Annotated in this window: 26 protein-coding genes; 15 read left to right on the plus strand and 11 right to left on the minus strand. The window is 61.4% G+C overall.

Annotated elements, in window-relative coordinates; all coding sequences use genetic code 11:
• Nucleotides 1-59 precede the first annotated feature (59 nt).
• The gene (locus tag CP557_RS07310; RefSeq protein ID WP_097379309.1) at nt 60-1613 is read left to right on the plus strand and encodes a hypothetical protein; all 1554 of its coding nucleotides are present in this window, start codon (nt 60-62) and stop codon (nt 1611-1613) included.
• Nucleotides 1614-1646: 33 nt separating this feature from the next.
• On the opposite strand, the gene CP557_RS07315 is transcribed toward CP557_RS07310, so the two are convergent.
• The gene (locus tag CP557_RS07315) at nt 1647-3044 is read right to left on the minus strand and encodes an FAD-binding oxidoreductase (RefSeq protein ID WP_097379310.1); all 1398 of its coding nucleotides are present in this window, start codon (nt 3042-3044) and stop codon (nt 1647-1649) included.
• A 420-nt stretch (nt 3045-3464) separates the two neighbouring features.
• On the opposite strand from CP557_RS07315, the gene CP557_RS07320 reads away from it, so the two are divergent.
• The 3 genes from CP557_RS07320 (at nt 3465) to CP557_RS07330 (ending at nt 7828) form a co-directional block, all read left to right on the plus strand.
• Nucleotides 3465-5933 carry a DUF5059 domain-containing protein gene (locus CP557_RS07320; RefSeq protein ID WP_097379311.1) on the plus strand — a complete coding sequence of 823 codons (2469 nt, stop codon included), beginning with the start codon at nt 3465-3467 and terminating at the stop codon, nt 5931-5933.
• 142 nt (nt 5934-6075) lie between these two features.
• Entirely contained in the window at nt 6076-7068 is a 993-nt protein-coding gene (gene cofD, locus CP557_RS07325) for a 2-phospho-L-lactate transferase (RefSeq protein WP_097379312.1), read from the plus strand.
• Between the two features lies 1 nt (nt 7069).
• Entirely contained in the window at nt 7070-7828 is a 759-nt protein-coding gene (locus tag CP557_RS07330) for a tRNA-dihydrouridine synthase (protein WP_097379313.1), read from the plus strand.
• A 215-nt stretch (nt 7829-8043) separates the two neighbouring features.
• Here CP557_RS07330 and CP557_RS07335 read toward each other — a convergent pair whose 3' ends face one another.
• Nucleotides 8044-8388, minus strand: a complete 345-nt coding sequence (locus CP557_RS07335; RefSeq protein ID WP_097379314.1) for a cupin domain-containing protein — start codon at nt 8386-8388, stop codon at nt 8044-8046.
• Between the two features lie 163 nt (nt 8389-8551).
• On the opposite strand from CP557_RS07335, the gene CP557_RS22795 reads away from it, so the two are divergent.
• The 3 genes from CP557_RS22795 (at nt 8552) to CP557_RS07350 (ending at nt 10493) form a co-directional block, all read left to right on the plus strand.
• Nucleotides 8552-8953, plus strand: coding sequence for an SHOCT domain-containing protein (locus CP557_RS22795; RefSeq protein ID WP_211290185.1), 402 nt, complete (start codon nt 8552-8554; stop codon nt 8951-8953).
• Nucleotides 8954-9051: 98 nt separating this feature from the next.
• Nucleotides 9052-9903: a triphosphoribosyl-dephospho-CoA synthase gene (locus tag CP557_RS07345; protein ID WP_097379315.1), complete on the plus strand. Its 852-nt coding sequence runs from the start codon at nt 9052-9054 to the stop codon at nt 9901-9903.
• Entirely contained in the window at nt 9900-10493 is a 594-nt protein-coding gene (locus CP557_RS07350) for a DUF447 domain-containing protein (RefSeq protein ID WP_097379316.1), read from the plus strand. The genes CP557_RS07345 and CP557_RS07350 overlap by 4 nt, the downstream gene beginning before the upstream one ends.
• 152 nt (nt 10494-10645) lie before the next feature.
• Here CP557_RS07350 and CP557_RS07355 read toward each other — a convergent pair whose 3' ends face one another.
• The gene (locus CP557_RS07355) at nt 10646-11347 is read right to left on the minus strand and encodes a glycosyltransferase (protein WP_245852926.1); all 702 of its coding nucleotides are present in this window, start codon (nt 11345-11347) and stop codon (nt 10646-10648) included.
• 346 nt (nt 11348-11693) lie between these two features.
• Here CP557_RS07355 and CP557_RS07360 point away from each other — a divergent pair, with 346 nt between their 5' ends.
• Together CP557_RS07360 and CP557_RS07365 are read left to right on the plus strand one after the other, a co-directional pair.
• Nucleotides 11694-11915 carry a hypothetical protein gene (locus tag CP557_RS07360; RefSeq protein ID WP_097379318.1) on the plus strand — a complete coding sequence of 74 codons (222 nt, stop codon included), beginning with the start codon at nt 11694-11696 and terminating at the stop codon, nt 11913-11915.
• Between the two features lie 488 nt (nt 11916-12403).
• A complete protein-coding gene (locus CP557_RS07365; protein ID WP_143825048.1) occupies nt 12404-12853 on the plus strand; it encodes a hypothetical protein in 450 nt (149 codons plus the stop codon).
• A gap of 37 nt (nt 12854-12890) precedes the next feature.
• On the opposite strand, the gene CP557_RS07370 is transcribed toward CP557_RS07365, so the two are convergent.
• The 6 genes from CP557_RS07370 to CP557_RS07390 all read right to left on the minus strand — a co-directional run bounded on the left by CP557_RS07370 (nt 12891) and on the right by CP557_RS07390 (nt 15473).
• Nucleotides 12891-13193: a hypothetical protein gene (locus CP557_RS07370; protein WP_097379320.1), complete on the minus strand. Its 303-nt coding sequence runs from the start codon at nt 13191-13193 to the stop codon at nt 12891-12893.
• Complete coding sequence (locus CP557_RS07375) at nt 13190-13480, minus strand: hypothetical protein (RefSeq protein ID WP_097379321.1); 291 nt, start codon at nt 13478-13480, stop codon at nt 13190-13192. The genes CP557_RS07370 and CP557_RS07375 overlap by 4 nt, the downstream gene beginning before the upstream one ends.
• Nucleotides 13481-13620: 140 nt before the next feature.
• Nucleotides 13621-14121, minus strand: coding sequence for a hypothetical protein (locus CP557_RS07380; protein ID WP_143825050.1), 501 nt, complete (start codon nt 14119-14121; stop codon nt 13621-13623).
• A 112-nt stretch (nt 14122-14233) separates the two neighbouring features.
• Nucleotides 14234-14557, minus strand: a complete 324-nt coding sequence (locus tag CP557_RS07385; protein ID WP_097379323.1) for a hypothetical protein — start codon at nt 14555-14557, stop codon at nt 14234-14236.
• Complete coding sequence (locus CP557_RS22490) at nt 14557-14730, minus strand: hypothetical protein (protein ID WP_169924352.1); 174 nt, start codon at nt 14728-14730, stop codon at nt 14557-14559. Before CP557_RS22490 ends, CP557_RS07385 begins: the two co-directional genes overlap by 1 nt.
• Before the next feature lie 65 nt (nt 14731-14795).
• Nucleotides 14796-15473, minus strand: coding sequence for an IS6 family transposase (locus CP557_RS07390; protein WP_097381566.1), 678 nt, complete (start codon nt 15471-15473; stop codon nt 14796-14798).
• Between the two features lie 266 nt (nt 15474-15739).
• On the opposite strand from CP557_RS07390, the gene CP557_RS07395 reads away from it, so the two are divergent.
• From CP557_RS07395 to CP557_RS07405, 3 genes are all read left to right on the plus strand, one after another.
• Nucleotides 15740-16342: a hypothetical protein gene (locus CP557_RS07395; RefSeq protein WP_097379324.1), complete on the plus strand. Its 603-nt coding sequence runs from the start codon at nt 15740-15742 to the stop codon at nt 16340-16342.
• Entirely contained in the window at nt 16339-17001 is a 663-nt protein-coding gene (locus CP557_RS07400) for a hypothetical protein (protein ID WP_097379325.1), read from the plus strand. Before CP557_RS07395 ends, CP557_RS07400 begins: the two co-directional genes overlap by 4 nt.
• An 81-nt stretch (nt 17002-17082) precedes the next feature.
• Nucleotides 17083-17556 (plus strand): universal stress protein, encoded by a 474-nt coding sequence (locus tag CP557_RS07405; protein ID WP_097379326.1) that lies wholly within the window; start codon nt 17083-17085, stop codon nt 17554-17556.
• A 313-nt stretch (nt 17557-17869) separates the two neighbouring features.
• On the opposite strand, the gene CP557_RS07410 is transcribed toward CP557_RS07405, so the two are convergent.
• On the minus strand, nt 17870-18274 hold the full coding sequence (locus CP557_RS07410) for a DUF5518 domain-containing protein (RefSeq protein WP_097379327.1): 405 nt from the start codon (nt 18272-18274) through the stop codon (nt 17870-17872).
• A 356-nt stretch (nt 18275-18630) separates the two neighbouring features.
• On the opposite strand from CP557_RS07410, the gene CP557_RS07415 reads away from it, so the two are divergent.
• Nucleotides 18631-19659: an AI-2E family transporter gene (locus CP557_RS07415; protein WP_097379328.1), complete on the plus strand. Its 1029-nt coding sequence runs from the start codon at nt 18631-18633 to the stop codon at nt 19657-19659.
• Between the two features lie 260 nt (nt 19660-19919).
• On the opposite strand, the gene CP557_RS07420 is transcribed toward CP557_RS07415, so the two are convergent.
• Nucleotides 19920-21170, minus strand: a complete 1251-nt coding sequence (locus CP557_RS07420; RefSeq protein ID WP_097379329.1) for an RNA-guided endonuclease InsQ/TnpB family protein — start codon at nt 21168-21170, stop codon at nt 19920-19922.
• 297 nt (nt 21171-21467) lie between these two features.
• Between CP557_RS07420 and CP557_RS07425 the strand changes: the two genes are divergently transcribed.
• Together CP557_RS07425 and CP557_RS07430 are read left to right on the plus strand one after the other, a co-directional pair.
• Nucleotides 21468-22607 (plus strand): DUF1214 domain-containing protein, encoded by a 1140-nt coding sequence (locus CP557_RS07425; RefSeq protein ID WP_097379330.1) that lies wholly within the window; start codon nt 21468-21470, stop codon nt 22605-22607.
• A gap of 44 nt (nt 22608-22651) precedes the next feature.
• On the plus strand, nt 22652-24388 hold the full coding sequence (locus CP557_RS07430) for a SulP family inorganic anion transporter (protein WP_097379331.1): 1737 nt from the start codon (nt 22652-22654) through the stop codon (nt 24386-24388).
• Nucleotides 24389-24474 lie beyond the last annotated feature (86 nt).

Raw genomic sequence — 24474 nt, forward strand, 5'->3', positions numbered from 1 at the left:
ATTGCTGATCGTCGCTCGAGTGACGTGCTTTAAAGACAATCGGCCACCCACTCGGAGGTATGTCAGAGGAGGACCTCGCCGCACGGGTCGCGGACGTCCTGGGGGTCGACGCCGTCGACTTCCGCGAGCGAGCTGAGGCGGACGCCGAGGTAATCAAAGACGCCGTCGACGAAGGGGTCTTCGACAACCCACAGGCCATCATCGGCCTCGAGTACGAGTTCTACGCGGTCAAGGCCGACGACTGTGCGTTGCGGCGGGTCCCGCGCCGACTGCTCGAGTTGATCGGATTCGAGAAGGAACTGGGCTTGCACAACGCCGAAATGACCACGAGCCCACAGCCGCTAAACGCCCACGGGCTGGCGGCCCAGGAGTCGGAGGTCAAGGCCCGATTGCAGACGGCACTCGACGTGACTAGTTCCGAACGGATGCGGCTAGTCAGCGACGCGCTCTGGACGATCCCACCCGAAGGCGAGAACGCGGAAACCTATCTCACCGACAGCGTCGAGCGGACGACGACGGACGCAGCGGGCACTTCGCACACGGTCCACGTCGCGACGAACATGAGCGACTCCGCCCGATATCACGCGATGGCAAACACCGATCAGGCCGACTCCGCGGGGATGCGCATCGAGGCCCCACACGTCTCGTTGCAGGGCAACACCGTCATGCCCGAGAGCCTCATCACGTCGATACAGCCCCACTATCAGGTGGCTCACGCCCCCGACCTTCCCGAGTACTTCAACTACGCGCTCCGGATCGCGGGGCCCCTCCTCGCGCTCGGGGTCAACTCCCCGTTCTTCCCCGCCGACCTCTACGATGACGACGCGACTGCCGACGAGATCCTCCGCGACGGCTGGATGGAACACCGCATCAGCGTCTTCGAGACCGTGCTCAACGATCCGACCACCGGAGAAGGGAAGGTCCGATTTCCCCGCGATCTCGAGACTGTCGACGAGGCGATCGACCGGATCGCCGGCGACGATACCATCGTCCCCATGCCGGTCGACGGCGGCGAACGCTTCGACGATCAGTTCCCCCACTTCAGCCGCAAACACGGCACCTACTGGCGGTGGATCCGGCCGGTCTTCGGCGGCCCGACGCGCTCGGCAGCCAACGCCCGCATCGAGTTCCGCCCGATTCCGTCCCAGCCAACGGTCCGGGACTCCGTTGCCTTCCTCGCCGCGTTCGCCGGCCTGATGGAGAGTCTGACCCGCCTCGAGCACCCCGTCGTCGAACTCGACTGGCAGATCGCCCGGGAGAACTTCTACGCGGCGATGGTCGACGGGCTCGCGGCCGACCTGACCTGGATCACCAACGACGGCAAGGAGACGACCGACAGTCTCGCCCTCTACGAGGACCTGCTGGCTCACGCCGAGGACGGACTCACCAACCGCGGGCTCAGTGACGAGGAGGCCGCGAAGTACCTCTACCCGCTCCGACGCCGCGTCCGACAGGTGGTAACACCTGCCAGCTGGAAACGCGAACAGGTCGAGACGGCCCTCGATGACGGCGCGACCCTCGAGGCGGCGATCACGGAGATGCAACGCGAGTACGTCACTCGACAGTCGGAGACGTTGCTCGAGGGGAGTTTCGCGGACTGGATCGGCGACTAGCCCCTCGAGAGGGGTGTGGCAGTAAAAATAGGATTACCGGGCCGGTTCGACGTTCTGGTTCATCCGGAACAGGTTCTCCGGATCGTACTCGGCCTTGATCTCGGCCAGCCGATCGTGGTTCGCCCCGTAGGCGAGGGTCTCTTCGCCTTCGTCCTCGCTGATGAAGTTCACGTAGACGCCGCCGGTGGCGTACGGAGCCATCGCGTCGAAGAACGCCCGGGACCAGGCGATGCACTCCTCGTCCATCGCGGGGTCCTCCCAGCGCGTGTGGACGTTCATCGCGTACTCGGCGTCCCGGTGGGGGTACGCCGTCGCGTCCGTGGGCACGCGCGCCATCGCGCCGCCGAGTTGCCCGAAGAAGATCTCGGACAGCGGCGACGGGAGATCGGCTGCGTGCTCGACCGCGGTATCGATGGCCTCGTCCGAGAGTTCGCTGAAGTTGTGCGACTTCCAGTAGTTCCGGGCCCCCTCGGTGAGCAGCGGATCGAACGACTGCTGGAAGGCCGCGTACTGGTGGGGGCCGACGGCATCGGCGATCGGGTCTCCGTACTCCCGGAGCGGAGCCAAGACCTCCTCACCCTCCGCCATGTCACCGGCGTAGAACGTCACGACGAGGACGACGCCGACGCCGTGGACGTCTTCGGGGAGGAACGGAAGGGGCGGTGCCTTCCGGAGGACGATCCAGGCGGCGGCTTCATCCGGTGCGTCCTCGTTGAAATCTCGGACGTGCCGGATGACGTCCCGTGCGTCCTCGCCCGCGTAGACGATCGGTCCCGAGAGGATTTCGGGACCGACCTCGTGGAGATCGAACTCGAAGGAGGTGACGACGCCGAAGTTGCCGCCGCCACCCCGAATCCCCCAGAAGAGATCCGCGTTTTCCGTCTCGCTCGCGTGACGCAGTTCGCCGTCGGCAGTGACGATGTCCACGGAGCGCAGGTTATCCACCGTCATTCCGTACCTGCGAGTCAGCCAGCCGAAGCCGCCGCCGAGCGTGAGCCCCGCGACGCCGGTCGTCGAATTGATCCCGGTCGGCGTCGCCAGCCCGAACGTCTGCGCCTCGTGGTCGAAGTCGCCGAGGGTCGCCCCCGGCTCGACGCGAGCCGTCTGCGCCGCCGGATCGACGCGAACCGACCGCATCGCCGAGAGGTCGAGCATCAGTCCGTCGTCACAGACCGCGTTGCCCGCGATGTTGTGCCCGGCACCGCGAACTGCGAGCAGCATCTCCTGCTCGCGGGCGAAGTCCACCGCCGCGATCACGTCCGAGACACCCATCGCTCGAGCGATGAGTGTCGGACGCTTGTCGATCATCCCGTTCCAGATCGCTCGCGTCTCGTCGTAGTTCGGATCTCCAGGACGGAGCAACTCGCCGTGAAGCCCCTCGCGGAATCCGTCTATTGCACCGTCGTCTACGGGAGTGGTTGTCACTGCCATTATCACTCAGTGTTCGTACGCTTCGCTCGGAGATATAGTTTCACATAATCAATAATTATAATAGGTCCGTCGACGGGAGAGACTCGAGAACAGGGGGGACCACGGGACGGCCTGCGGAGCGGTCCATCTATCCGGAAAACGGTAGCGACACCCGGTGGGGCGAAAGATATTCGGGGAAAACTTCATGTGTGGCTCACCGGGTTCTTGATTCGAACGCGTTCGGACGGCTCGAAAGAATCCGCCGGCGGTCACCGCGATCGTGATGGCGATTCCCCCGCTCCTGTCGTGGATCAGCCGTACGAACCGGGTTTCGGTTCGCCATCGTCCGGGACGTATCGAAAGGATGCGTCGCCGCCCGTGCCATATTTTAGGCCGGCCAAAATCGGAACGTATTTGTATATTTAGGCTGGCCTAAAAATCATGCAACAGACGCGACGTGCGTGGCTGAAGGGAGGCGGCGCAGCACTCGTGAGCCTCGGGCTCGCCGGGTGTTCCGAGACGACCGACGGGGAGGACGCCGAACCCGACTCGACCGAAGGCGAGGGGACCCCGGAGTCGCCTGACGAGGAATCGACGATCACCGAACCGATCGAGACGGCCGTCGCCGCCGAGTGGAACGCGATGCGAGCCCGCCTGTGGGACGCGCTCGCGGTGGGACGGGCCGGAGAGACCGAAGCCGGCGCTGCCGTCGCCGAACACACGTTCTCCCGGTTCGAGACCGCCACCGGCGAGTACAACGCCCACGAACTCCTCGAGGAGACCGACGAATCCCGCTACGAGGAGTTCGAGGAGGCCCTCGGCGAACTCCGGACGGAAGGGCTGGAGCGAGGAGACATCGGTCGCACACGGGAGGAAGCCGTCATCGGAGACGAGCAACTCCGCGAGGCTCAGCGGGCCCTCGTCGGCGAGTCGGCGTCGCGGGCGTTCGATCTTCAGACGCTCGGGACGACGGTCGCCGATACCGTCGTACTCGCGTCGGCCGGGGCCTTCGACGCCGCCGAAACCGTCGCGACCGACGCACTCGGGCGGTTCGAGGAGGCGGCCGTCCACGATGCGATCGAAGAGACGGACGGCGACGTCTACGAGCGGTTCGAAAGCGCCATCGAGAGCGTCGTCACGGCCGCCGAAACCGAAGACGCGGCGGGCGTCCGCTCGAGTGCGAGTGACGCGCTCGCGGCGACCGTCGACGGCGGCTACGCGCTCGCATCCGCCGAGACGGCGGGTTCCGGGCAGCTCGCTACGTATCAGGCCCGGGGCTGGGACGCCGCTGCGCTCGCGAGCGTGGGCGGACCGTCGACCGCGTTCGCTCACGCGGCCGCGCTGACCGTCTATCGAGCGCGGGCCCACGACGCGGCGTGGCTCTTCGATCGCGGTCACCCGGACGCAGCAGCACGGATCGCGGAGAACGTCTTCGCGCACTTCGAGGGCGCTCGCGCACACGAGGCCCTCGAGGAGGCGAGCGAGGACGCCTATCACCGATTCGAGGAGGACGGTCTGGACGCGCTCGCGACCGCCATCGAGAACGACGACGCGGCGGGAGTCACGAGCGCCGTCGAGACGATCGACGACGGGCTGGTGACCGGGATCGACGCCCTGGGGACCGGCGTCGAGCCCGCGTTGCTCGAGGCGGGCTTCTTCAAGGCCCGGATCGAGGACGCGCTGGAACGGTATCGGCTCGGCGAGAACGAGGTCGCCGCCGAAACCGCCCGCGGACTGTTCGAGCGCTTCGAGTCCAACGAAGCCGACTTCCACGAGACGCTCGAGGAGACCGACGAATCGCTCTACGAGACCTTCGAAGACGAGCATCTGAACGGGATAATCGAGGCGTTCGAGAGCGGCGACGACGCGGCCGTCGACGACCACGCGACCGGGATCCGCGAGCGCCTCCTCGAGTTCGAGACGACCGCCGGCACGACCGCGCAGGTGAGCGCCGTCGAAAGCGGGTACATGGCCGCCCGTGTGTTCGACGCCGGCGTTCTGGACGTCCTCGGGGAGTCCGACCGCGCCGAGGCCGTCGTTCGGGACGCGTTCGAGCACTTCGAGAGCGGGGCGGGCGGGTTCCACGAGGCGCTCGAGGACGCCGATCACGACCGTTACGAGTCCTTCGAGCGCGCGCTCGGCGACGCTCGAGGCGCCGCCGAAAACGACGGTTCCGTCCCGGAAGCGGCCCGAACGTTCGACGAGCAGGCGCTCGAGGCGACGTATACCGTCGTGGCGTCCGCCGGTGGCTCGTACGGGGAGGCCGCCGCGTCGATCATGCGGGACGCCTTCGCGGACTTCGAAGAAGCGCGCGTCCACGAACTCCTCGAGGACGCCGACCGGGAGGCCTACGAGGGGTTCGAAGCGGCGCTCGAGGACTACATCGCCGCCCTCGAGTCGGGGTCGGGAGTGGACGGGGCCGCCGAAACGTTCGCCACGGCGACGTTGCGGGCGCAGTTCGCCGTCGCCGGCGCGCCCGACGCAGCGCCGGGCGACGACGGCACGACCGATTCCGACGGGGAGGCCGACGACGAGCCTGACCTCGAGGGCGGGCCGAACGTCGTCGAGGGCGTTCCCGACGACGCCGACCACGTCGTCGACATGCAAGCCGTCGCGTTCGAACCGGCGGAGCTCACCGTCGAGCAGGGTGAGACCGTCGCCTGGACGCACGCATCGGGCGAACCCCACTCGGTGTCGGCCTACGAGGACGGGATTCCGAGCGACGCCACTTACTGGGCGTCCGGTGGGTTCGAAAGCGAGACGGACGCCCGCGAGGGCTGGGAGAACGGCCAGGGCGCAGTCACGTCGGGCGAGTCGTACGTCCACACGTTCGAGACGACGGGCAAACACGAGTACGTCTGTATCCCCCACGAGGCCGCCGGCATGGTTGGGACGATCGTCGTTGAATGACTCTCCCACACTCCCGACGAGGGGAGTCGTCACCGCCGCGGGACGCCGGCCATCGATCGGTCGACGAACCCGTTCGGTCGGGACTCCCGATACCGAGGGACGGCCGAAAGCGATTAAGTAGCCACGCTCGAGAGGTGTAGGTATGGTAACCTTCCTCTCCGGGGGCACTGGAACGCCGAAGCTGTTAGACGGCGCTGCAGCCGCGTTCTCGCCGGAGGAGACCACTGTCGTCGCTAACACCGGCGACGACATCGAGATCGGCGGGTTTTTCGTCTCGCCGGACGTCGATACGCTGTTGTTTCAGGGCGGTGGGATCCTCGACCGAGAGACGTGGTGGGGAATCGACGGCGACACGCATCGGACCAACTCGGCACTGATGGACATCGCGTCGGCCGCGGGACTCCCCGAAGGGCCACAATACCTGCCCGAGGAGAGGCAAACCGACGGTCGGCGACTCGCGAACTGGCGGCGCTTTTCGGGCGTCGCCGAGTTCATGACGATCGGCGACCGCGATCGGGCCGTCCACATCACGCGGACGAGCCTGCTCGACGAGGGCAAGACGTTGAGCGAGGCCACCGCACGGCTCGCGAGCGCCTTCGGACTGACCATCGACCTCTTCCCGATGAGCGACGACCCCGTCGCCAGCCTCGTCCACACGGACGAGGGACTCATGCACTTCCAGGAGTACTGGGTCGCCCACCGTGGTGAGCCAGCCGTCGACACCGTCGAGTTCCGCGGCTCCTCGGACGCCGAGCCCGCCCCGGGCGTCCTCGATGCGCTCGCGGACACCGTCGTCATCGGTCCATCGAATCCGGTCACCAGCATCGGCCCGATGCTCGCGCTGCCGGGGGTGGCGGACAAACTCAGCCAGACGACGGTCGTCGCCGTCTCGCCGTTTCTCGGCGACGACGCCTTTTCCGGCCCCGTCGGCGACCTCATGGAAGCCGTCAACGCGGAGCCGAGCACGGCGGGACTGGCGACGGCCTACCCGTTCGCGGACGCCTTCGTGATAGACGAGACCGACGGTGCCGAGTTCGACCGTCCGACCATCGAGACGGACATCGCGATCGACTCCCGCGAGGACGCCCGCCGCGTGATCCGCGCGGTCGAAACCGCGATCGAGCGAGTGGACTGAGATGGCCACGAGCATCTCGTTTACGCCGCGGCTCGCCCTCGCCAGCCTCAGCGGCGAGGCCGATTCCGACTGGGCACGGACCGGCGCGGCGTTCGCGGGCGCTGCGTTCCTCGGCGGGATCGCCCTCGATACGGAGTCGAGAGCGGCCGCTCGAAAACTCGTCGACCGCGAGCGCACCGAGTTCCTGCCCGAGGACCCCCTCGCTTTCCTCGACCGCGAACTCGAGGCACTCGAGGACGCTCCCATCCAGCCGGCGTTCAACGTCCGGAGCGCGACCGCCGAACCGATCGCCGAGGCGGCCCGCGTCTGCCGGGACCGAGGCGCGTATCTCGAGGTCAACGCGCACTGCCGACAGGCGGAACTCTGTGCCGTCGGCTGCGGCGAGACCCTCCTGCGAGACGGCGATCGACTCGCTGACTACGTCGCCCGGGCGAGCGAAACGGGGGCACTCGTCGGCGTGAAAGTTCGCGCGGAGGTGTCCGGCGTCGATCTGCCGGCGCTCTCGCAGCGACTCGAGCGGGCAGGGGCGGCGTTCGTCCACGTCGATGCGATGGACTCCGAGTCCGTGATCGCCGACGTGGTCGCGGCGACCGATCTGTTCGTGATCGCCAACAACGGCGTCCGCGACGAGGAGACCGTCCGCGAGTACGTCGCGTACGGTGCCGACGCGGTGAGCGTCGGTCGACCCAGCGACGACCCGGTCGTCCTCGAACGCGTTCGAGACGCGGTGGAGCGGCGGCTCGGGCTCGAAGCGAACTGAGACGAGTTAGGTTCGGCCTCCCCCGCTCGCTCGTCGGTGGACCGCTCGAGTTGGCCGGCGGTGAGCGTGTGCGATGGTGCTGGCGAGTGGTGGCTCACACTCGCAATGTGCTGTGTTCCCACCGCCGGAGACCGCGGGGAACAGCCACGCCTTCCCACCGACTGTCCGGAGGACACGGCTGTCAGGGGAACGACCTCCGACACGTCGGCCGACGATTACAACGGTGCGCCGACCAGCACCAGCTTCGCACGCTCGTCGCCTCGATTGTGGATCTGGCGCGGTTCCTCGGCGTCGAGTCGGATCGCCTCGTCGGCCTCGAGCGTAACCGTCTCGTCGGCGTCCGTCAGGTCGACGTCGATCGTCCCTTCGACGACGTAGTAGATCTCCTCCTGGCCGGAGTCGGCCTCGTCGTGTTCCATCCCCTTCCCGTCGGGCTCGAGTTCGAGGACCGAAATCCCCAACTCTTCGGTCTCGAGCTCGCTCTTGAGAAACCACATGCCGCCCCACTCGTCGTCGATGACTGACTCCGGGTCGGTCTTCGCAGCGACGTCGTAGCTCATGGGTGATAGTTCTCGCATCGATCCGTAAACCCTTGGGACGGCGAACCAACAGGACGGGCCGCCGCCAGAGCCCCGATTTCCGATGGGGGGTCCGGATCGATTCGAATCCAATGCGGAAGGCTCTCCCGGCCTTTTTTGTTCCGGATCGAAAATAGTAGGAACGATGTACGAATTGGTCCACCGGTATGCACCGGCCAGTCCCGCGGGCCGAACTGCCGTCGCGATCGTCGCTTCGGTGGTCGGTGTGCCGACGCTGGTGCTCGGACTCGTCGGATTGACCGGCGACGTCGCTCTGGCAGCCCTGTTCCTCCTGGTCAGTGCCGTCACCCTCACCGTCGCCGGACAGTTGACGCGAGGCGTCGTTCGACAGGCCGAGGCCGCTCCCGACGGGCCCCCGACCGAGACGTCGACGACCGACTCGACGGAGAGCCCGGTCGAAACCCTCCGACGGCGCTACGCGGCCGGTGACATCGACGACGAAGCGTTTCAGTATCGCCTCGATCGACTCCTCGAGACCGAGGGGACCGACCGGCGCACCGACGAGCGAGAGCGCGTCCTGGAATGAAACGGACTCCTGTCAGGCAGTGCCGGCACACCCGTGAACCGCCGTGTGGGTGCGCCGGGACAGCAACTGGTAAACCGCGCGAGAACGCACCGGAAACTATGCGATCGTCGGCAGGGAACGCGGAACTGGCACTCCTCCTCGAGGTCGCGGGGACCCCCAAGCCGGGGAACGTCGACCGGCACCGGGACCTCGCTGACCTGCGCTTCGAACACTTCCTCGCCGGAGCGGTGGGTGCTCGCGACGGACTCGAACTGGCGGCTGACGGCGCGGCGGTCGGCCCGGCGTTCGAACGAGCCGTCGACGGGATGGCCACACAGGACGGTGGTAACACCCAGTTCGGGGCGCTCCTGTTGCTCATCCCGCTCGTCAGAGCCACGCGAACTGAGCTCTCCCAGCCCGTCGTGGAAGCCACCGTCGAGGAAACGACCGTCGGCGACGCGGCGGCGTTCTACCGCGCCTTCGAGCACGTCGACGTGGCCGTCGCCGACCCGCCCGACGACATGGCTGCCCTCGACGTCCGTCGTGGCGCGGACGCGATTCCGGCACTCGAGGCCCGCGGGCTGACGCTCTTCGACATCATGGACCGGAGCGTTCCCGGCGACGACGTCGCTCGGGAGTGGGTCCGGGGATTCGACCGTTCGTTCGCGGCGGCCGAACGGCTCGCGGCGGCCGACGGCCCGATATCGGACCGGACCGCGGCGACCTTCCTCTCCCTGCTCGCCGAGCGACCCGACACCCTCGTCGCGACGCGTCACGACGAGGCGACCGCTCGAGCGGTGACCGACCGCGCCGCGACGCTGGTCGAGGCGGACGCCCTCGAGACGGACCCGAGCGCCGTCGAGGCCTTCGCCGAGGACCTCGTCGACCGCGGGATCAATCCGGGGACGACGGCCGACGTCACCGCGGCCGGACTGTTCATCGCGCTCGAGCACGAGGCGATCGACGTATGACCGACGACGAGGACGCCGGGACGGGGGTCCCGGAGTGGCCCGTCGACCTCTCGGGTGTCACCGAGTCGGTCGTGACCACACTGGGTCCGAACGGACGCTGGAACGCCGCCGCACTCGGCCTCCACGCCGGCGATCCGGTCACCGCCCGGACGTGGGGAAACACCCGTACCCGCCGGAACTTCCACCGGCAGGGCGAGGGCTACGTGCAGTTCGTCGACGATCCCGTCGACTTCGCCGAGGCCGCCCTCTCGATCGTCGAGCACGAGGAGCCGATCCTCGCGTCCGCGAGCGCCTGGAGCCGCGTGACCGTCGATCGGGTCGACTCCGGGGCCGAGGGCGGAACCGACTGGGAGGAGTGGACGCTTCGCCCCCTCGAGTCGACGATCGAGCGGAAAACCGTCCCGACGATCGACCGGGGGTTCGGTGCCGTCGTCGAGGCGACCGTCGCCGCATCGCGACTCGCGGTCGACGACTACGACCAGCGCGACCTTCGAGAGCGTCTCGCGTACTGTGCCTCCGTCGTCGACCGGGCTGGGGGACCGCGCGAACGCGAGGCACTCGAGCGCGTGCGTGAACATTCTCCCTGGTAAGCAACTTTTTGATAAGCAACGTTCTTCCTGGGAAGTAGCGATCGCTCGAGGTCTCGTTCGATCGAAACTCGCCGGGCTCGAGACCCTCGCTCGTCACGACGGCGGCGGCTACCGGTTCGGGACCGAAGACTCACTCCCCGATCGCCGACGGGTCAGTACTCCGCCCGGAGGCGATCGATATCGTGCCGAAGGTAGTGCCACAGCGCCCCGGACAACCCCTGCGCTGCGATCCGTCGCCCGGAGCTCTCGACCAGGACCGTCGGGCAGTAGGCCGTCGGCAGTCGAGCGGAAAGCCTCCGACTGAACGCCGTATCCTCGTTTCTGACGGCCGGAAAGCCGCCGATCTCCGCGAACGCCTCCCGATGGACGAACGAGTTGAATCCGGGCAGGATCGGACGCTCGAGCCGCGAGAACCCGTGGTTGATCGTCACCTCCATGAGTTTCGCCCGTCGGGGGCCGCTGATCCGGCAGTAGGAGCTCGCGGCTGCGAGTCCGTTGGCTTCGACGAAACCCAGCAGTTCAGTGAGGTAGTTCGCCCGCACCCGCGTGTCCGCATCGACGAAGGCGAGCCACTCGCCGGTCGCCCGTTCGGCCCCGAGATTTCGGGCAGCGGCGATGCTCGAGCTGACTTCCCGGACGACGGTCGCACCGTACTCGCGGGCGATCATCGGCGTGTCGTCCGTCGACGAACCGTCGACGACGATCACCTCGTACTCGTAGTCGGTATCCAGCGTGGCGAGGCTCGCCAAGGTCCCTCGGATGTACGCGGCCTCGTTTCGCGCCGGCACCACGAAGCTCACGTCCGGCTCGCCGACAGCGTCGTCTCGACCGTCGCGTCCCATGGTGTTAGCCATGAGAACTCGACGGCGGGTTCTCAAAGTATCGGAGTTGCGGTGTTGCGTGTCCCCGCGCTCGTCGATTGCACTCGGCGTGAAGCGACGACGGAGGCCGTTGGCGCCTCGAGCCGACGATACCTGGATCGACGGGCGGGCGGTCCCGACGGCTTACTCGCCATTCCCATGCCAACACGACCCACGATAATTGTTTTCAGACACCAGCTCGCAGAGACGATATCTATCATGAACTTTTATAACCAAGGAGCGGAAAGGGGTGAGTAGAGATGTCGGTCGTACACGTAGCAATCTGAGTTCGTTGCCGACGACGAGTACCGATGTTCGACGATATCCACACCCGACCGACATGAGCACACAACGCCTGCAGTCCACGACCGACGCCGAACCGACCACCGACCGAACCACGACTCGAACGCGACCCCGCTCGAGTGCCGTCACCGAGGACCCGCGAACGGCCACCGATCAGGCTCCACAAACGTTTTCCCACCGAAACACGGGCCGACTCGAGAACCTGATCGACGAGTGGAACGCCGCGTTCGCGAACGAGACGGCGGGACGCGGGTCGTAACTCAAGTACTGACCTCGTTTTCCGGCGAATCCAAACCGTCTTTGGAGCGACCGCCGTAGCGTCGCGTGGCCGATGACGATGCACCCGCTCCGAACCGGACTCGGCATCCGGTCGTGACGAGCCCTATGAGTGCCGAGGCCTCGTAATTAACCTTAGATATTTCGTAAGAAACGCCGATTCGGACAAAATACAGTTCAAATTACCGGTTTCGTGCCCGTTTGTATTATTACAACGGGTGTGGTCTGTTGTCATTGTGCGATAGCTCGGAGTTAGGGCTAATCTCGCGGTCTATGTCACCATGGGCCACGAATCTAACATTGGTTATGCCGGATTGACTTTGCATCATTACGTGATTACTGGCTACTGACGACAGCGCTGTATGACATTCACTCACACAGCCAGCACAAAAATACTACCGGGAGCCCTTGTTCTCGTTTCCAGCGCTGTGAACCGCAGCACCCATGTCGTTCCCGGATATCTGCGTGGATATGACGGATAAATTTGAGGAACGCATCAATCACCTCGAAGAACGTGCCGGTCCCAGCATCGAATCCGACGACCTCCCAGACGGCCACGTCGACCCCGGCTCCTACTACACTAACGACGACGGTGACTGGAACCACGAACGGCAGATGGAACACCTGCTCTCAACGCGTGGTCCAGCCAAGGTTGCCACCCACGCACTGGACGAACTGAACACGATCGAATACAACATTGAGGCGCTAGAGACAAACTTTCTGAAGCTGTACCAGTGGGCGGTCGAAGGCGAGGAGATTACTAGCGAGGAGAAGGCGCATTTGGAGAGCATTGCCAGAGAAATTCGCACTGGTCACGGATACGTCGACGACACTGAGCCGCAAATGGCTGACGCAGTCCGCACTGCGCTCGTCGTCCTCGGCGAACTCACCGATGTGGAACACGACCGACCAGACGAATAGTGGAGAAATTCCGTAGCAGGATGAAGGAGAATTGCTTCTAACGACCGCCGAGACCACCACGGCCTCTACCGCCACCCAGACTCGCAAAGAGACTATAGCTCGCGAAAGCAATCACTGCAATCGCAATCCACGTTTCAAGGCTTGAGGCTAACTGGAATAGGCTGTAGCTGATAGAGAGGGATGTACCGATCGTGTCATAGGCGGCCGTAAACGGTCCTTCTGTCGGCTTCATGCTCACGTACATCCGCGCTACTGCATAGAAGAGCCCGCCAATAGCGAATCCTATGAACGGCCCAAGAACAAGAGTGATGAGTGCATCGCCTACGTTGCTCTGTCTCATAGTATCCTCCAGTGCGGGATGTCGTAGTGAAGCACCAACATTACGCCTCCTATTACGGCAGCACCGATGAGTAACGGACTCATCGTGAGAATGATTGGCGCCGTGTATGCAGCAATGGCACCAGCTGCTCCGATTTTGGCGAGTTTGAGGAGTGCAGCCTTTTCCTTACTCGTCAAACTCCCACCCCTAAGGTGGTAGCCAGCACTAGATGAGTATCCAAACACGGGGGATAACAGTATCGCGGCTATCGCTGCAATTACCCCCGTGACGAGGAGACTGATCGCCATACATTTCTGAATAAACTATTGACACGTAAAAGTGAACGGCAAAATTACGGTATGGAAACATTTGAAATGACTGTGTAGAGGTTACGACGGATACTTTCGGAATAATGAGAAGCAATCGACCGAGACGTTTTCGTTCTGATCTATATTTCGGTCTGTCCAATAAATGTAATCGCGTCCTCAATCGCGTCCTTCACTGCTTTGCGTTCATCATCGTCGTCTTGGAGATCGTCGAGGTAGCCGTAGTCGTGCACCAGTTTGTTTCGGTACTCTACCACGTCTTGGATGGTGCCAAGGTGCTGATCAAATAAGTCGAGGATTGATGCCATGTATTGGTAGCGTCCGAGTCCTGCGTTGCCGTACAACTGTTCGAACTGACCAGTGGTAATGTTGTACCGGTCGGCGATTGCGTGGCTTAGGATGTTTTCGAGACGGGTTGCTGTGAGTACGAGTGCTTCCGCAATCTTGTCGTCGTCTAGCCGGCCTTGGATGTCGTCTGGTGAGAACCCGATTACGACGTTCACGTCTGATCCAGCCGTTCCTTCTCCAGTTGCGTCTGTTGGTTCGACGGTGGCTGTTCTCGTTGTGGTGTCCTCGCTGTCCGCCTCTTCATTGTTGTCTGTATCTGACGGAGGGTCCGACATATTGCGATGTACCATGGATAACGGTAAGAACCCACTCCACACCCGGGGAGGTGGGTTCCTAATCGGGTGAAGAAGGCCGCAGCCGACGAGGACGTAGGTACCAATCGCGGCATCACCCAACTCCTCCAGTTTCCGATCCGGAACCTACGAAGCGGTACACGCCTTCATCGAATATCAGGGCTGCTCTGTCTTGTTCGACAAGTTCCAGTGCCTCGTTGTATTCTGGTTTCCACGTCGAATCACTGAGGACACTGTCCAGAACGCACGGCATCCACGCAGTAGCGTCCGGATGACCACAGTGGGGGCACTCGTCGATCCCGTCCTTGACCATCCACTTAACCGTGGATAGGACTCGGGCACCACAGTCATTGCACTCCTGGCAGATGTACCGGCCGTACTGCTCCTCAACGTGTGCTACCTGCTGCTGTATCGCCATCACTGTTCATCAGCCTCCAATTTCTCTGCGAACTCTGGTTTGTAGCAGTCTTCTCCGTGTATTGGGCAGTCGGGATCGTCAAAAGTTGCTCCCAGAAGTATTCCAACTGCCCACGCCTTCTGTTTCAATCCGCATGGGAATTCTACCTCTCCTCTCATTATGAACGGAAGCATCTACTCTTCACCCGTTTTCTCGCGGAATTTTTCGAACTCAGATGGTTCAAGTTCATCGGCACTGTCTAGTTCTGGATTACCTCGACTGGCGCTTTTCCATCGAGAGCTTGATGCGGTCTTTGGTGGTTGTAGTAATGCACGAACTGTTCAAGCCACTCTCGGACGCTTGACCGACTGCCCACCCATGAATTATGGAAGCGGTCGATGCGCATTTTGAGGGTATGAAACCACTTTTCGATGAGGTTTCGGTCGGTATAGTTGACCCGACCGCTCAGTCCGACTCGGGAAAGGGCAGTCCGATAGCCAAATTGATCGACGAGAAACTCAGCCTCGGAGAGATCATGTTTCTCGCGGAGTTTCTGCAGAAACGCAGCCGCCGGATCGGTGCCATGTCGACTAAACAACGCAACGTCGAGAATTACTTTTATCTCGATGTCTATTGCAGCATACAACCAAGACCACTCGCCGTTGATCTTGACAGCAGTTTCGTCGACAGCGACCCGCGACGGCGTCGCCGTCGGCGGGTCGCATCCACTGTCAGACAGCCGATGAACCCAGTTCCAAACCGCTCCGTGAGAACGTTCAACGCCTAATTCAGCGAGGATCGTTGTTGTCTCCCGAAGCGAACAACCAGTCTGGTGGAGGCGGACGGCGAACGCCCTGACGGGCGTCGCCGTCCGCTCGTTCTCCCAAGATTCTTCTAAATCCGTCGCATAGCTCTCGCTGAGCAGGTCTGCGAGCATCTTAGCCAATTCACTCAACGACCTGCTCATTTCTCAAACTGACGCAACTAGACAGTGCCGCCGAGCACGTAGTGGAAGATCAGCCCGGACCAGTCGTCTTCCTCCTCTGGATTCTATTCTTTCCCGGAGCGATGTACCTGATTCAGGACGGGATCAACCAGAAGGCGGCATAAGCCAAAATATTTCGACTATTTGACTCGGCCAAGTAGGTCAGTGATAGTATAGAGGCAACCAACTTCAACGATCGACGATAAGCGGGAAACGCTATGGTGCAGGATCTGCCCAACGACTGGTTCGTCATCGATACGCAGCTGAACGCCGCGGTCACGTTGTTAGGTGCAGGTCTCCTCGGCGCTACGGCGATCGTCTATCTCCTCGTGGGCCGGTTCGTGTGGGCAACGGTCACGGCAATCGTAGCGGTAATCGTGATCGTCCCACCAGTAGTCGCCCGATCGTGGACGTACACACTCCCGTGGCCGCTCCTCGCCACTGCGTCGTTCCCGCTCGTGCTCGGATCGTTTCAGCCGGCATTTTTCAGTCAGTTTGTCGTCAGTATCGGTGTCGCAGCACTCGGCATGCTTATCGTCAGCGCACTACAGCTTACAACGACGGTTCGGATGACGCCTCCGTTCGCTGTAGTCTTCGTCGGTATCGCCACGCTCGCCGTCGTCGGATTCTGGGCGGTTGGATCGGCGTTCAGCGCAGCCCACCTTGGCGGGACGTTCGTCGAGACGAACGACGAGCTCATGCAGATTTTCAGCGTCGCTCTCGTCGCGGGGCTCGTTTCGGGGTTCGTCTTCTGGCTGTACTTCCGCTGGCAGCTTCGACGGACATCTACTCCACCACCGCAGGAGGTGGAGTCGCCGTGACTGATCGGGAATATCGAGGACTCGCTACCGATCGGGTTTCCCTCCTCGTTCGCCTTCTACAACTCATCATCATCGGAATCCTCTTGGCCGGTATCCGGTTCGGAAGGCTGGGCGTAATCGTCAATGCCGTCATTGGTCTCTTCGTCACGCAACTCCCCGCGCTCTTCGAGCGCCGCTACGAGTTCACGATGAACGCTGGGCTCGTCCTTTGGATCACGGTCTCGATGCTCTTCCATGCGGTCGGCATACTGCCGATGCCCGGTGTCGGCGTCTCGAAACTGTACAGCTCCGTGTGGTGGTGGGATCACGTGACGCATACGCTCTCCTCTTCGCTCGTCGCTGAAGTCGGATACGCAGCCGCACGGGCGATCGATGTGCACACTGACGCCATCAACTTGCCGCCGAAGTTTTTGTTCGTGTATCTTTTCCTCTTCGTGATGGCGATCGGGGTCCTCTGGGAGCTCCTCGAGTTCTACGTCAGTCTCGTCTCTCACCGACTCGGACTCCGTGGGATCCTCGTTCAGTACGGGCTCACCGACACCGTCCTCGACCTCACCTACAACATGCTCGGTGCTGTGCTCGTCGCCATCCTCGGGAGCGCGTCTCTCACTGATGTTTCGGACGAGTTGGCCGAGCGGTTGAGCGCCCGGAACGACTGAGCGTACCGAGGCCGTGTCGCGATATTCGGCAGCGGGGCGTCGTACGGGGGTAATTTGTCGCTCGTCACCGTTTGGGTGGCTATGCCGTCACAGGTGTTAGTCGGATTTGACGAATCGACACAGGCGAACTTCGCATTACGATACACACTGTCGACGTACCCCGATGCAGAAATACACGTGCTCTACGTGAACGATCTTGCTGAGCAGTATAGGACAGACGATCACGACGGTGAGGGCGATATCTATGATTTCCCCTCCGAGGAACTCTACGAGCGATCACGGACGGACGCCGAGGAACTCCTCGAGAGAGCAGCGGAGATCCCACGGGACTTCGAGACGGAAATACAAACGGAGTCGATCGATGGAAAAGCGGACTCGACTATCGTGACCTATGCGGAAGAGCACGACATCGACCATATCGTCCTCGGTAGTCATGGCCGCAACGGGTTGGCCAGATATCTGCTCGGAAGTGTCGCCGAAAGCGTGGCGCGGAGAGCACACGTCCCCGTGACGATTATCCGAGAGGATGTCCCCCCACGAGAACCGGAACGCTAAGTGTCGATTCGCAGAGCGGAGACGATATCGTTCCGGCCATTTCGTTGCGAACTCTCACGCTCGAGTGCCAGACCTTCCGGCGAGATGCCCGGTTTCCGTCGGCTCACGCTCCGATCGCACCACCCAGCGTCGGGTGCCGAGTAGAACGCAACCAGGAGGAAGCCGACGGCGAGAGATCCGACTCTCGAGGCGAGAGTGAAAGAACAGCGTCACGAGCGTTACGATTACCAAAAATCCGTCATTTTCGATCACTGCCTTTTCGAAGCAGGAGTCCGCTGTTCGGTAAAAAGCGATCGGTGGTATCGGGAGCCGCTCAGGCCCGTGCGCCGACCACTTCCCTGGAGGTGCGACGGCCTTTGGCCCACGATCCGATCGCACCACCCAGCGCACCGGGGATGGCGTAGAAGGCGAGCATGAGCAAGCCGAGGACGACCACGCCGAACGTCGGGACGACGCCCGCGAACAGGAGCGTCGTGAACGCCGCGATAGCTAACAGGATGAGCGAGCCGAAGACGGTCGCGATACCGCCGTGGAGCGCGCCGGAACCCACCGTTCCGCCGACGAGGTAGCCGGCAGCGAGGCCACCGAGGACACCGATGGTTCCCCAGTACAAGACCACGACCGAGGCTTCCGATCCCACGTAGATCACACCGCTGATGAACCCGAGCACGAGGGTTACCACGAATCCAGTTACGACTGCTGACCAATTGATGTTCATGATCAATAGTAACTACGCTGTCATAGTATATATACCCCCTCTCAGGGAAGACGGATAGTACGATCTTCCTGAGCAGAGATTTGGAAATATTAGACCATTCAGAGCGGACGCACGAGCCCAGAATCGGGACGCTCGATTCACGTACGCTACTGAATTTTCGGATCCGCTGTACGCCGAGACGGCCTCATGGTATTAAATACGGATCCGTCGTATGTTGGTTCGAGAGGCTCACCGTTTGTCGGTTCCCGAGTAACCATGGGAGAACCCGCGAAAGCGACCGATCTCTCGTTGATAGAGTGAAAAAACGTGTCGGAACGAGATACCCTCGCCCCCTTGAGCGGTACCGGTGACTACCCATGACCGAGGATGACGACCTGTCCTCAACGACCTTTCTCCGACTTCTCCTGGTGGTGTTCGGGACGCTGTCCCTCGTCCTCGTATTGCCGTTCTTCCAGCCCGTACTGGCGGGTGCATTACTGGCGTATCTGGTCGCCCCGATAAACAATAGGCTCTCACGTCGACTGGGTGCGACCGTCGGCGCACTCGTCACGATACTCATTACGGTCATCGTCGTCCTCGTCCCGCTCCTGCTTATCCTCGCCGTCGCAGTGGACCAGGCGGTTTCGCTGGCGAGCGGTGCTGAAATCCCCGATCTCGCCGCTGTCGAAACGACCGTCCAAGAACTGCTCGGAACGGATGCGGACCTCCAACGCCTCCTCGAGCCGTTGTCCGGTGCCGCCGAAACCGGTCTCCGCGGCGTTCTGGGTGGCGTCATCGGTATCGTCGGCGGGATTCCCGCGTTCGTCGTTGGCGCGGTAATCTTCCTGTTTACTTTCTACTATCTCTTACGAGACGGAGACGCATTCGTCGCGTGGCTCCGAACGGCCGCCCCGCTCGAGCCGGACGTTATGGATGAGTTGATAGAACGCACCGATGACCTCCTCTGGGCGGCCGTCGTCGGCAACGTTATCGTCGCCGGCTTACAGGCGATACTGACCGTTCTGGGCTTCGTGGTCCTCGGCTTCGAGGATCTTGTTTTCTGGGGCATAGTCACGTTCGTCCTGTCATTGCTGCCGCTCATCGGTGCGTCGATCATCTGGATTCCAGCAGTGATCTATCTCGTGATCGTGGGGAACGTTCCAGCAGCGGTGGGACTGCTGGTATACGGATTCGTCATCATCAGTGGCTCGGATAATTTCGTCCGACCGATTGCGATGCAGCGCGGAGCGCACCTGAACTCCGGGCTGCTCGTTCTCGGCATCTTCGGTGGAGTGGCCGTCTTCGGATTCCTCGGGCTCTTCATCGGCCCGGTCATACTGGGGCTGTCGAAAGCCGTCGTCGATCTGCTGGTGGAAATACGTGGTACATCTGGAGAGATCCGATAAGAGACCGCCCTGCGCGAACCACTGCCCGACAGTAATACTCTACCTTCGATGAATCGGTCGACGACAGCGCTACGGTATATTATAGATTGATTGCTTTGTTGAAGTCTTCACTCGAGGATAAGTTTCAGCGGATGTGCTAAATACAGAGCACGAGTGGAGCACGAACGAAGGTCCGTTATCGCTCACTACTGGCGCATGTGACATCCTCCCCGGCGTAAACGCCGGGGCTTCCCGTACCGCAAGTTGGGATATTTGACGGTCTACGACACGACCTGTTCTCCCGTGCGAAACGTCCCGCTCTCGCGGTCGAACAAGTATGTCGATGGCTGTGCCACACAGCCGTTACTCCTATCCTCGCCGTGAGGACTCGAAGTTATCTTCTGTCGCATGTTCTCCGCCCCGTTGCAATCCGCGTTGGCCACCAACTTGCACGACGAACAAACGTACAGGCCACGTTCAACACGGTTCGACTTCGTGTCATCGCCACACGCCGAACACGTCTTCGAGGTGTCCCACTCGTTCTCCTTCAAAACCTTAACACCACGTATCTCTCCTTTGTATTCGAGATACTGGTAGATGCGGTCGAACGCCCACGTATGGAGTTTCTTGTTGCCGGTCTTGCCCCAGTCGGATTCTCGCACATTCTCGGGCCAACTCACCGCGAGCGTTCCAACACCTCGTTCGACACACTCCGTGATGATGGCGTCTGAGAGACCATGGTAGAAGTGTGTCTCTCGGTCAGCGAGTTTTCGACGTGCCCACATCGACTCCTCGGATGGGCCGTTCTCGCCCTCAGTGCCGTACTCTGCGCGGGTGAAGTAGTGTTTGTCCTGTTTGAGCGAGTTCCCGGGGTAGAGAACGTATTCGTCGGGGAATGCGACCGTGGCGATGTTCGTGATGCCGAGGTCGATTCCCGCTACTTCGTCACCTGCAGAGTCGTTGGTTTCGAGTTCGACTTTGCAGACGAAGTGCAGTTCCCACTCGTCGCCGTTCCAGACGGCGCGAACGTTCTGCACGCTGTTGACTTCCGAGAGGTCAACGTCCGGTCGAGTCTGGTACTCGCAGAGGATGAAGTCCGACCAGTATTCTTTGAGATTCGAGCCTTTCGAGAGACGAACGCGGTTATTCTCTGGATCATGTTTGAATCCGTCTGTTTTGAACGTAACCGTGCTCTTGAGACGGGTGCCGCCGTGTTTGCGGTAGCCGGGCGGATTCGCCTCTGGGTCTTTCTGTCGCAGGTCGAACCATGACTGGAAAGCGTCAGAAAGTTCTTCAATGACTTTCTGACTGGATTGCGCGTTCAAATCTTTCCAGCACGACTGGTTCTTCATGTACGATTTCAGAACGCCTTCGTCTGGGATTTCGCCGGTTGCGTCCCAGATGCGATCGGCTGTCCAGCGTGCGACGTTCCAGATTTTCGAGGCGGAGTCTCCGAGCGAGTCAAGGCCATCGCAGACCTGTTGCTGGTTCTGAATGGAACCAATGTAGGTGCGAGTGACCTGAATCGCCATACATAGCCTATGTAGATAAACCTACTTAATGGCTCAGATTGGCGTTGAATATCCGACCTGCCATCGAACGGTGGATTTCGTAGTCGAGTGACGCGATTCACGTCCGCCCTAAAGGGCGGGATTCTCTCGCTGTTTAAAGATAGTCGATTGAGAGTCCAGAGATAATCATCCATCTACCACTATCATCATCCCATGAAACTATTCTAAAGGATTGACACTGACTTATGTGGTTCGCTGGAGTTCGAACGTGTGAGTGGGTCCCAACTGCTACTGTGGCCACTCAGAGAGGCATGAATCATGAGCAACGAGCCGCACCACACGACGCCAAGACTGGACTCCGAACTGCTGCAGGCAACGCGTCGTACCATGCTTCGCGGGGCAGGTCTCGCCGGAATGCTCGCGCTGGGGGGTGGCAGCGCCACTGCCCAGAAGGACTTCCCGAGATCAAACGCCTTACAAGACCAGAACGAGACGTCAGCGGATGACGAGTCAGTCCCGGTGACGTGGGAGAATTTCCCAACCGCTAGCTGTCATGCTGGATTCCAGTCAACCGTTAACGAGGGTGGGTTCGGACAGTTCTATCATATGCGGGATCTGGCCCCCATCGAGGATCAGTTTGTTCCCGGGATCAGTCGTGACTTTCTCTACTCGTGGGGGGTCTTCGATCTGACCGAACCAGTCACCGTCACGCTCCCAGACAGCGGTGACCGATACATCTCAATGGGAGTTCAGAACGAGGACCAATATGCGAAGATGTGTGTCTACGATCCTGGCCAGTACACGATAACACAGGATCTCACAAAAACTCGGTACGCTGGCGTCTTGGTCCGCACGTTCGTCGATCCGAACGATCCTGACGACGTAGAGACGGTCCATGGCTTACAGGACGAACTCGCAGTGAGCCAAGACTCCGCCGGTACGTTCGAGATTCCCAACTGGGAGCAGCAATCATTCGAACAGATCGACGACGCGCTCAGAACAGTCGTGATCACGATAGACAACTGGTCGGGCGCGTACGGTGACGTCGACCAAGTTGACCCCGTGAAATTTTTCATCGCCTCTGTATCGAGGTGGACCGGAGTCCCGCAGCCGTCGGAAGCATTATTCCTCCAAAAGATTCCTACCCAGAATGACGGCACAACGCCATTCGAACTAACCGTCGACAAAGACGTCCCTGTCGGCGGATTCTGGTCGGTCAGCGTTTACAACAGTGAGGGATACTTCGAGGAGAACGAGTACGACGCGTACACGGTTAACAACGTGACCGCAGAACAAGCCGACGACGGCAGTGTCACCGTTCACTTCGGTGGCAATCCCGACCAGCCGAACTTCATCTACACCCCTAAGAATTGGAACTATATGGTCCGGCTCTACCAACCGCGCGAGGAGATTCTCGACGGAAGCTATCAGTTCCCCGAGGCCGAGCCGCTCGAGTGAAATTACGAACAACGAGAGTTACCTAAGCCAAAAGGTGAGTTTTGATGTCAAAAGAGCACCTAAAAGAACGAATTAGCCGACGGTTTTCGTCTACGCTCCCGGTGCTGGAGTGGCTTCCGCAGTACGACAGGTCCTGGCTCCGTCTGGACATCGTTGCTGGAATCACCGTTGCAGCGGCGGTCATTCCCGAAGGGTTGGCGTACGCGTCGCTCGCAAACCTGCCACCGGAGACCGGCTTATACGCCGGGTTGATGGCAGCCATCGCTTACCTTTTTCTTGGCACCTCTCGGCAGGTCATGGTGGGACCGACCTCGGCGCTGGCGATTCTGCTCGCGAGCGGTGTTGGAGCAGTTGCTGGCGGAAACAGCGCCTCATATGCGTCACTCGTTATCGTGACGACGATCCTCGTCGGTATCTTCGCAGTTATCGCGTGGGCGTTTCGGCTGGGGTTTCTCGTCCACTTTATTTCTGGTTCGGTGCTTACGGGGTTTTCCGCTGGGGCGGCACTATATATAATGTCTACGCAACTGGACAAACTGTTCGGGATTGAGGGTAGCGCGTCGGGCGCCTTCTTCTGGGAAACGTTCTTTGGACGTATATGGTACACTGGTACCCATCTCGTTGAGACGAACCCGGAGACACTGGCCGTTGGTCTCGCTGGAATCGTGTTGCTCGTGCTCGGAGAACGTTATTTGCCGCGTGTCCCGAGTGCCCTCATCGTCGTCGTCCTTTCGATCGTGCTAATGTCGGTCACGAACCTGCAGGCACGCGGTGTCGCGATCGTTGGATCGATTCCGAGCGGTCTCCCTTCGCTGACAGTACCGACCGTTCCCAGTATCTCGACGCTGGGTACCCTCGTCCCCATCGCCGCCGCGTTGTTTCTTCTTTCGTACGTCGAAGGCATCAGCGCCGTCGAGACGTTTGCCAGACGCCGCGACTACCGAACCGATGCGAATCAGGAGTTGCTGGCCGATGGCGGCGCCAACCTCGCTGCTGGCTTCGGTGGCGGATTCGTCGTCGGTGGAAGTATGTCTCGGTCGGCGCTCAACGACGCCGTCGGCGGCAAGACGCAACTCACGAACGCCGTCGTCGCTCTCGTTCTCGTCGTCGTCTTGCTCTTTCTCACCGAGATGTTCACGAATCTCCCAGAAACGGTTCTTGCAGCAATCGTTATCGTTGCCGTCACGGGCCTTATCGATACGAGCGAAATCCACCAACTGTACCACGTGAGCAAGAGCGAGTTTGTCATCGCGATGGCGGCCTTGCTCGGGGTGCTCACAGTCGGGATGCTCTGGGGTGTCTTTGTCGGCGTCGTCCTTTCGTTGCTGGTCGCAATTTCTCGGGTTAGTCGCCCATCAACACACGAACTCGGTCAGATCACCGGAACGGACCACTTCGTCGCTCTCGACGTGTATCCGGCGGCAACGACCATCTCAGATGTGTTCGTCTACCGCGTCGAAGCCGAACTGTTCTATGCGAACGCAGATACGGTTCGGACCGACCTCCTTGAACGGCTCGCAGAACGCGATTCCGATGTCGAATTAGTCGTTTTCGATCTCACATCATCGTCAACAGTCGACTTCGGTGCCGCACAAATGTTGGATAAACTCGAGCAAAAACTCGACTCACGCGGAATCGACCTCCGTTTTGCGGGGGCGGAGTCCGAGGTTGTCCAGATGTTTGAAACGACGGGACTTGCAGCGAACGTTGGCGGCGTAGAACCCGAGGAACCAATCGATGACGTCATTGACCGCTGGAGAACAGAGCGGTCGTCCTCGTAGACGGATCTGTTTTCAGCTGCGGTCCCTCGAACCTTGCAGAGTCATCCAGATCGATGGCGGCTCGCATCCGACGTGTTCGATCTAGC

The sequence above is a fragment of the Natrinema ejinorense genome, from assembly GCF_002494345.1.
GTDB lineage: Archaea > Halobacteriota > Halobacteria > Halobacteriales > Natrialbaceae > Natrinema > Natrinema longum.

What these genes read in the sequence shown, in the direction of transcription:
- CP557_RS07365 (WP_143825048.1), top strand. Translation starts at nt 12,404, where the DNA reads ATGACGGATAAATTTGAGGAACGCATCAATCACCTCGAAGAACGTGCC.
- CP557_RS07360 (WP_097379318.1), top strand. Translation starts at nt 11,694, where the DNA reads ATGAGCACACAACGCCTGCAGTCCACGACCGACGCCGAACCGACCACC.
- CP557_RS22795 (WP_211290185.1), top strand. Translation starts at nt 8,552, where the DNA reads ATGTACGAATTGGTCCACCGGTATGCACCGGCCAGTCCCGCGGGCCGA.
- CP557_RS07330 (WP_097379313.1), top strand. Translation starts at nt 7,070, where the DNA reads ATGGCCACGAGCATCTCGTTTACGCCGCGGCTCGCCCTCGCCAGCCTC.
- CP557_RS07315 (WP_097379310.1), bottom strand. Translation starts at nt 3,044, where the DNA reads ATGGCAGTGACAACCACTCCCGTAGACGACGGTGCAATAGACGGATTC.
- CP557_RS07350 (WP_097379316.1), top strand. Translation starts at nt 9,900, where the DNA reads ATGACCGACGACGAGGACGCCGGGACGGGGGTCCCGGAGTGGCCCGTC.
- CP557_RS07430 (WP_097379331.1), top strand. Translation starts at nt 22,652, where the DNA reads ATGTCAAAAGAGCACCTAAAAGAACGAATTAGCCGACGGTTTTCGTCT.
- CP557_RS07405 (WP_097379326.1), top strand. Translation starts at nt 17,083, where the DNA reads ATGCCGTCACAGGTGTTAGTCGGATTTGACGAATCGACACAGGCGAAC.
- CP557_RS07415 (WP_097379328.1), top strand. Translation starts at nt 18,631, where the DNA reads ATGACCGAGGATGACGACCTGTCCTCAACGACCTTTCTCCGACTTCTC.
- CP557_RS07395 (WP_097379324.1), top strand. Translation starts at nt 15,740, where the DNA reads ATGGTGCAGGATCTGCCCAACGACTGGTTCGTCATCGATACGCAGCTG.
- CP557_RS22490 (WP_169924352.1), bottom strand. Translation starts at nt 14,730, where the DNA reads ATGCTTCCGTTCATAATGAGAGGAGAGGTAGAATTCCCATGCGGATTG.
- CP557_RS07390 (WP_097381566.1), bottom strand. Translation starts at nt 15,473, where the DNA reads ATGCTCGCAGACCTGCTCAGCGAGAGCTATGCGACGGATTTAGAAGAA.
- cofD (WP_097379312.1), top strand. Translation starts at nt 6,076, where the DNA reads ATGGTAACCTTCCTCTCCGGGGGCACTGGAACGCCGAAGCTGTTAGAC.
- CP557_RS07355 (WP_245852926.1), bottom strand. Translation starts at nt 11,347, where the DNA reads ATGGCTAACACCATGGGACGCGACGGTCGAGACGACGCTGTCGGCGAG.
- CP557_RS07410 (WP_097379327.1), bottom strand. Translation starts at nt 18,274, where the DNA reads ATGAACATCAATTGGTCAGCAGTCGTAACTGGATTCGTGGTAACCCTC.
- CP557_RS07375 (WP_097379321.1), bottom strand. Translation starts at nt 13,480, where the DNA reads ATGGCGATCAGTCTCCTCGTCACGGGGGTAATTGCAGCGATAGCCGCG.
- CP557_RS07425 (WP_097379330.1), top strand. Translation starts at nt 21,468, where the DNA reads ATGAGCAACGAGCCGCACCACACGACGCCAAGACTGGACTCCGAACTG.
- CP557_RS07320 (WP_097379311.1), top strand. Translation starts at nt 3,465, where the DNA reads ATGCAACAGACGCGACGTGCGTGGCTGAAGGGAGGCGGCGCAGCACTC.
- CP557_RS07345 (WP_097379315.1), top strand. Translation starts at nt 9,052, where the DNA reads ATGCGATCGTCGGCAGGGAACGCGGAACTGGCACTCCTCCTCGAGGTC.
- CP557_RS07335 (WP_097379314.1), bottom strand. Translation starts at nt 8,388, where the DNA reads ATGAGCTACGACGTCGCTGCGAAGACCGACCCGGAGTCAGTCATCGAC.
- CP557_RS07380 (WP_143825050.1), bottom strand. Translation starts at nt 14,121, where the DNA reads ATGTCGGACCCTCCGTCAGATACAGACAACAATGAAGAGGCGGACAGC.
- CP557_RS07370 (WP_097379320.1), bottom strand. Translation starts at nt 13,193, where the DNA reads ATGAGACAGAGCAACGTAGGCGATGCACTCATCACTCTTGTTCTTGGG.
- CP557_RS07420 (WP_097379329.1), bottom strand. Translation starts at nt 21,170, where the DNA reads ATGGCGATTCAGGTCACTCGCACCTACATTGGTTCCATTCAGAACCAG.
- CP557_RS07310 (WP_097379309.1), top strand. Translation starts at nt 60, where the DNA reads ATGTCAGAGGAGGACCTCGCCGCACGGGTCGCGGACGTCCTGGGGGTC.
- CP557_RS07385 (WP_097379323.1), bottom strand. Translation starts at nt 14,557, where the DNA reads ATGGCGATACAGCAGCAGGTAGCACACGTTGAGGAGCAGTACGGCCGG.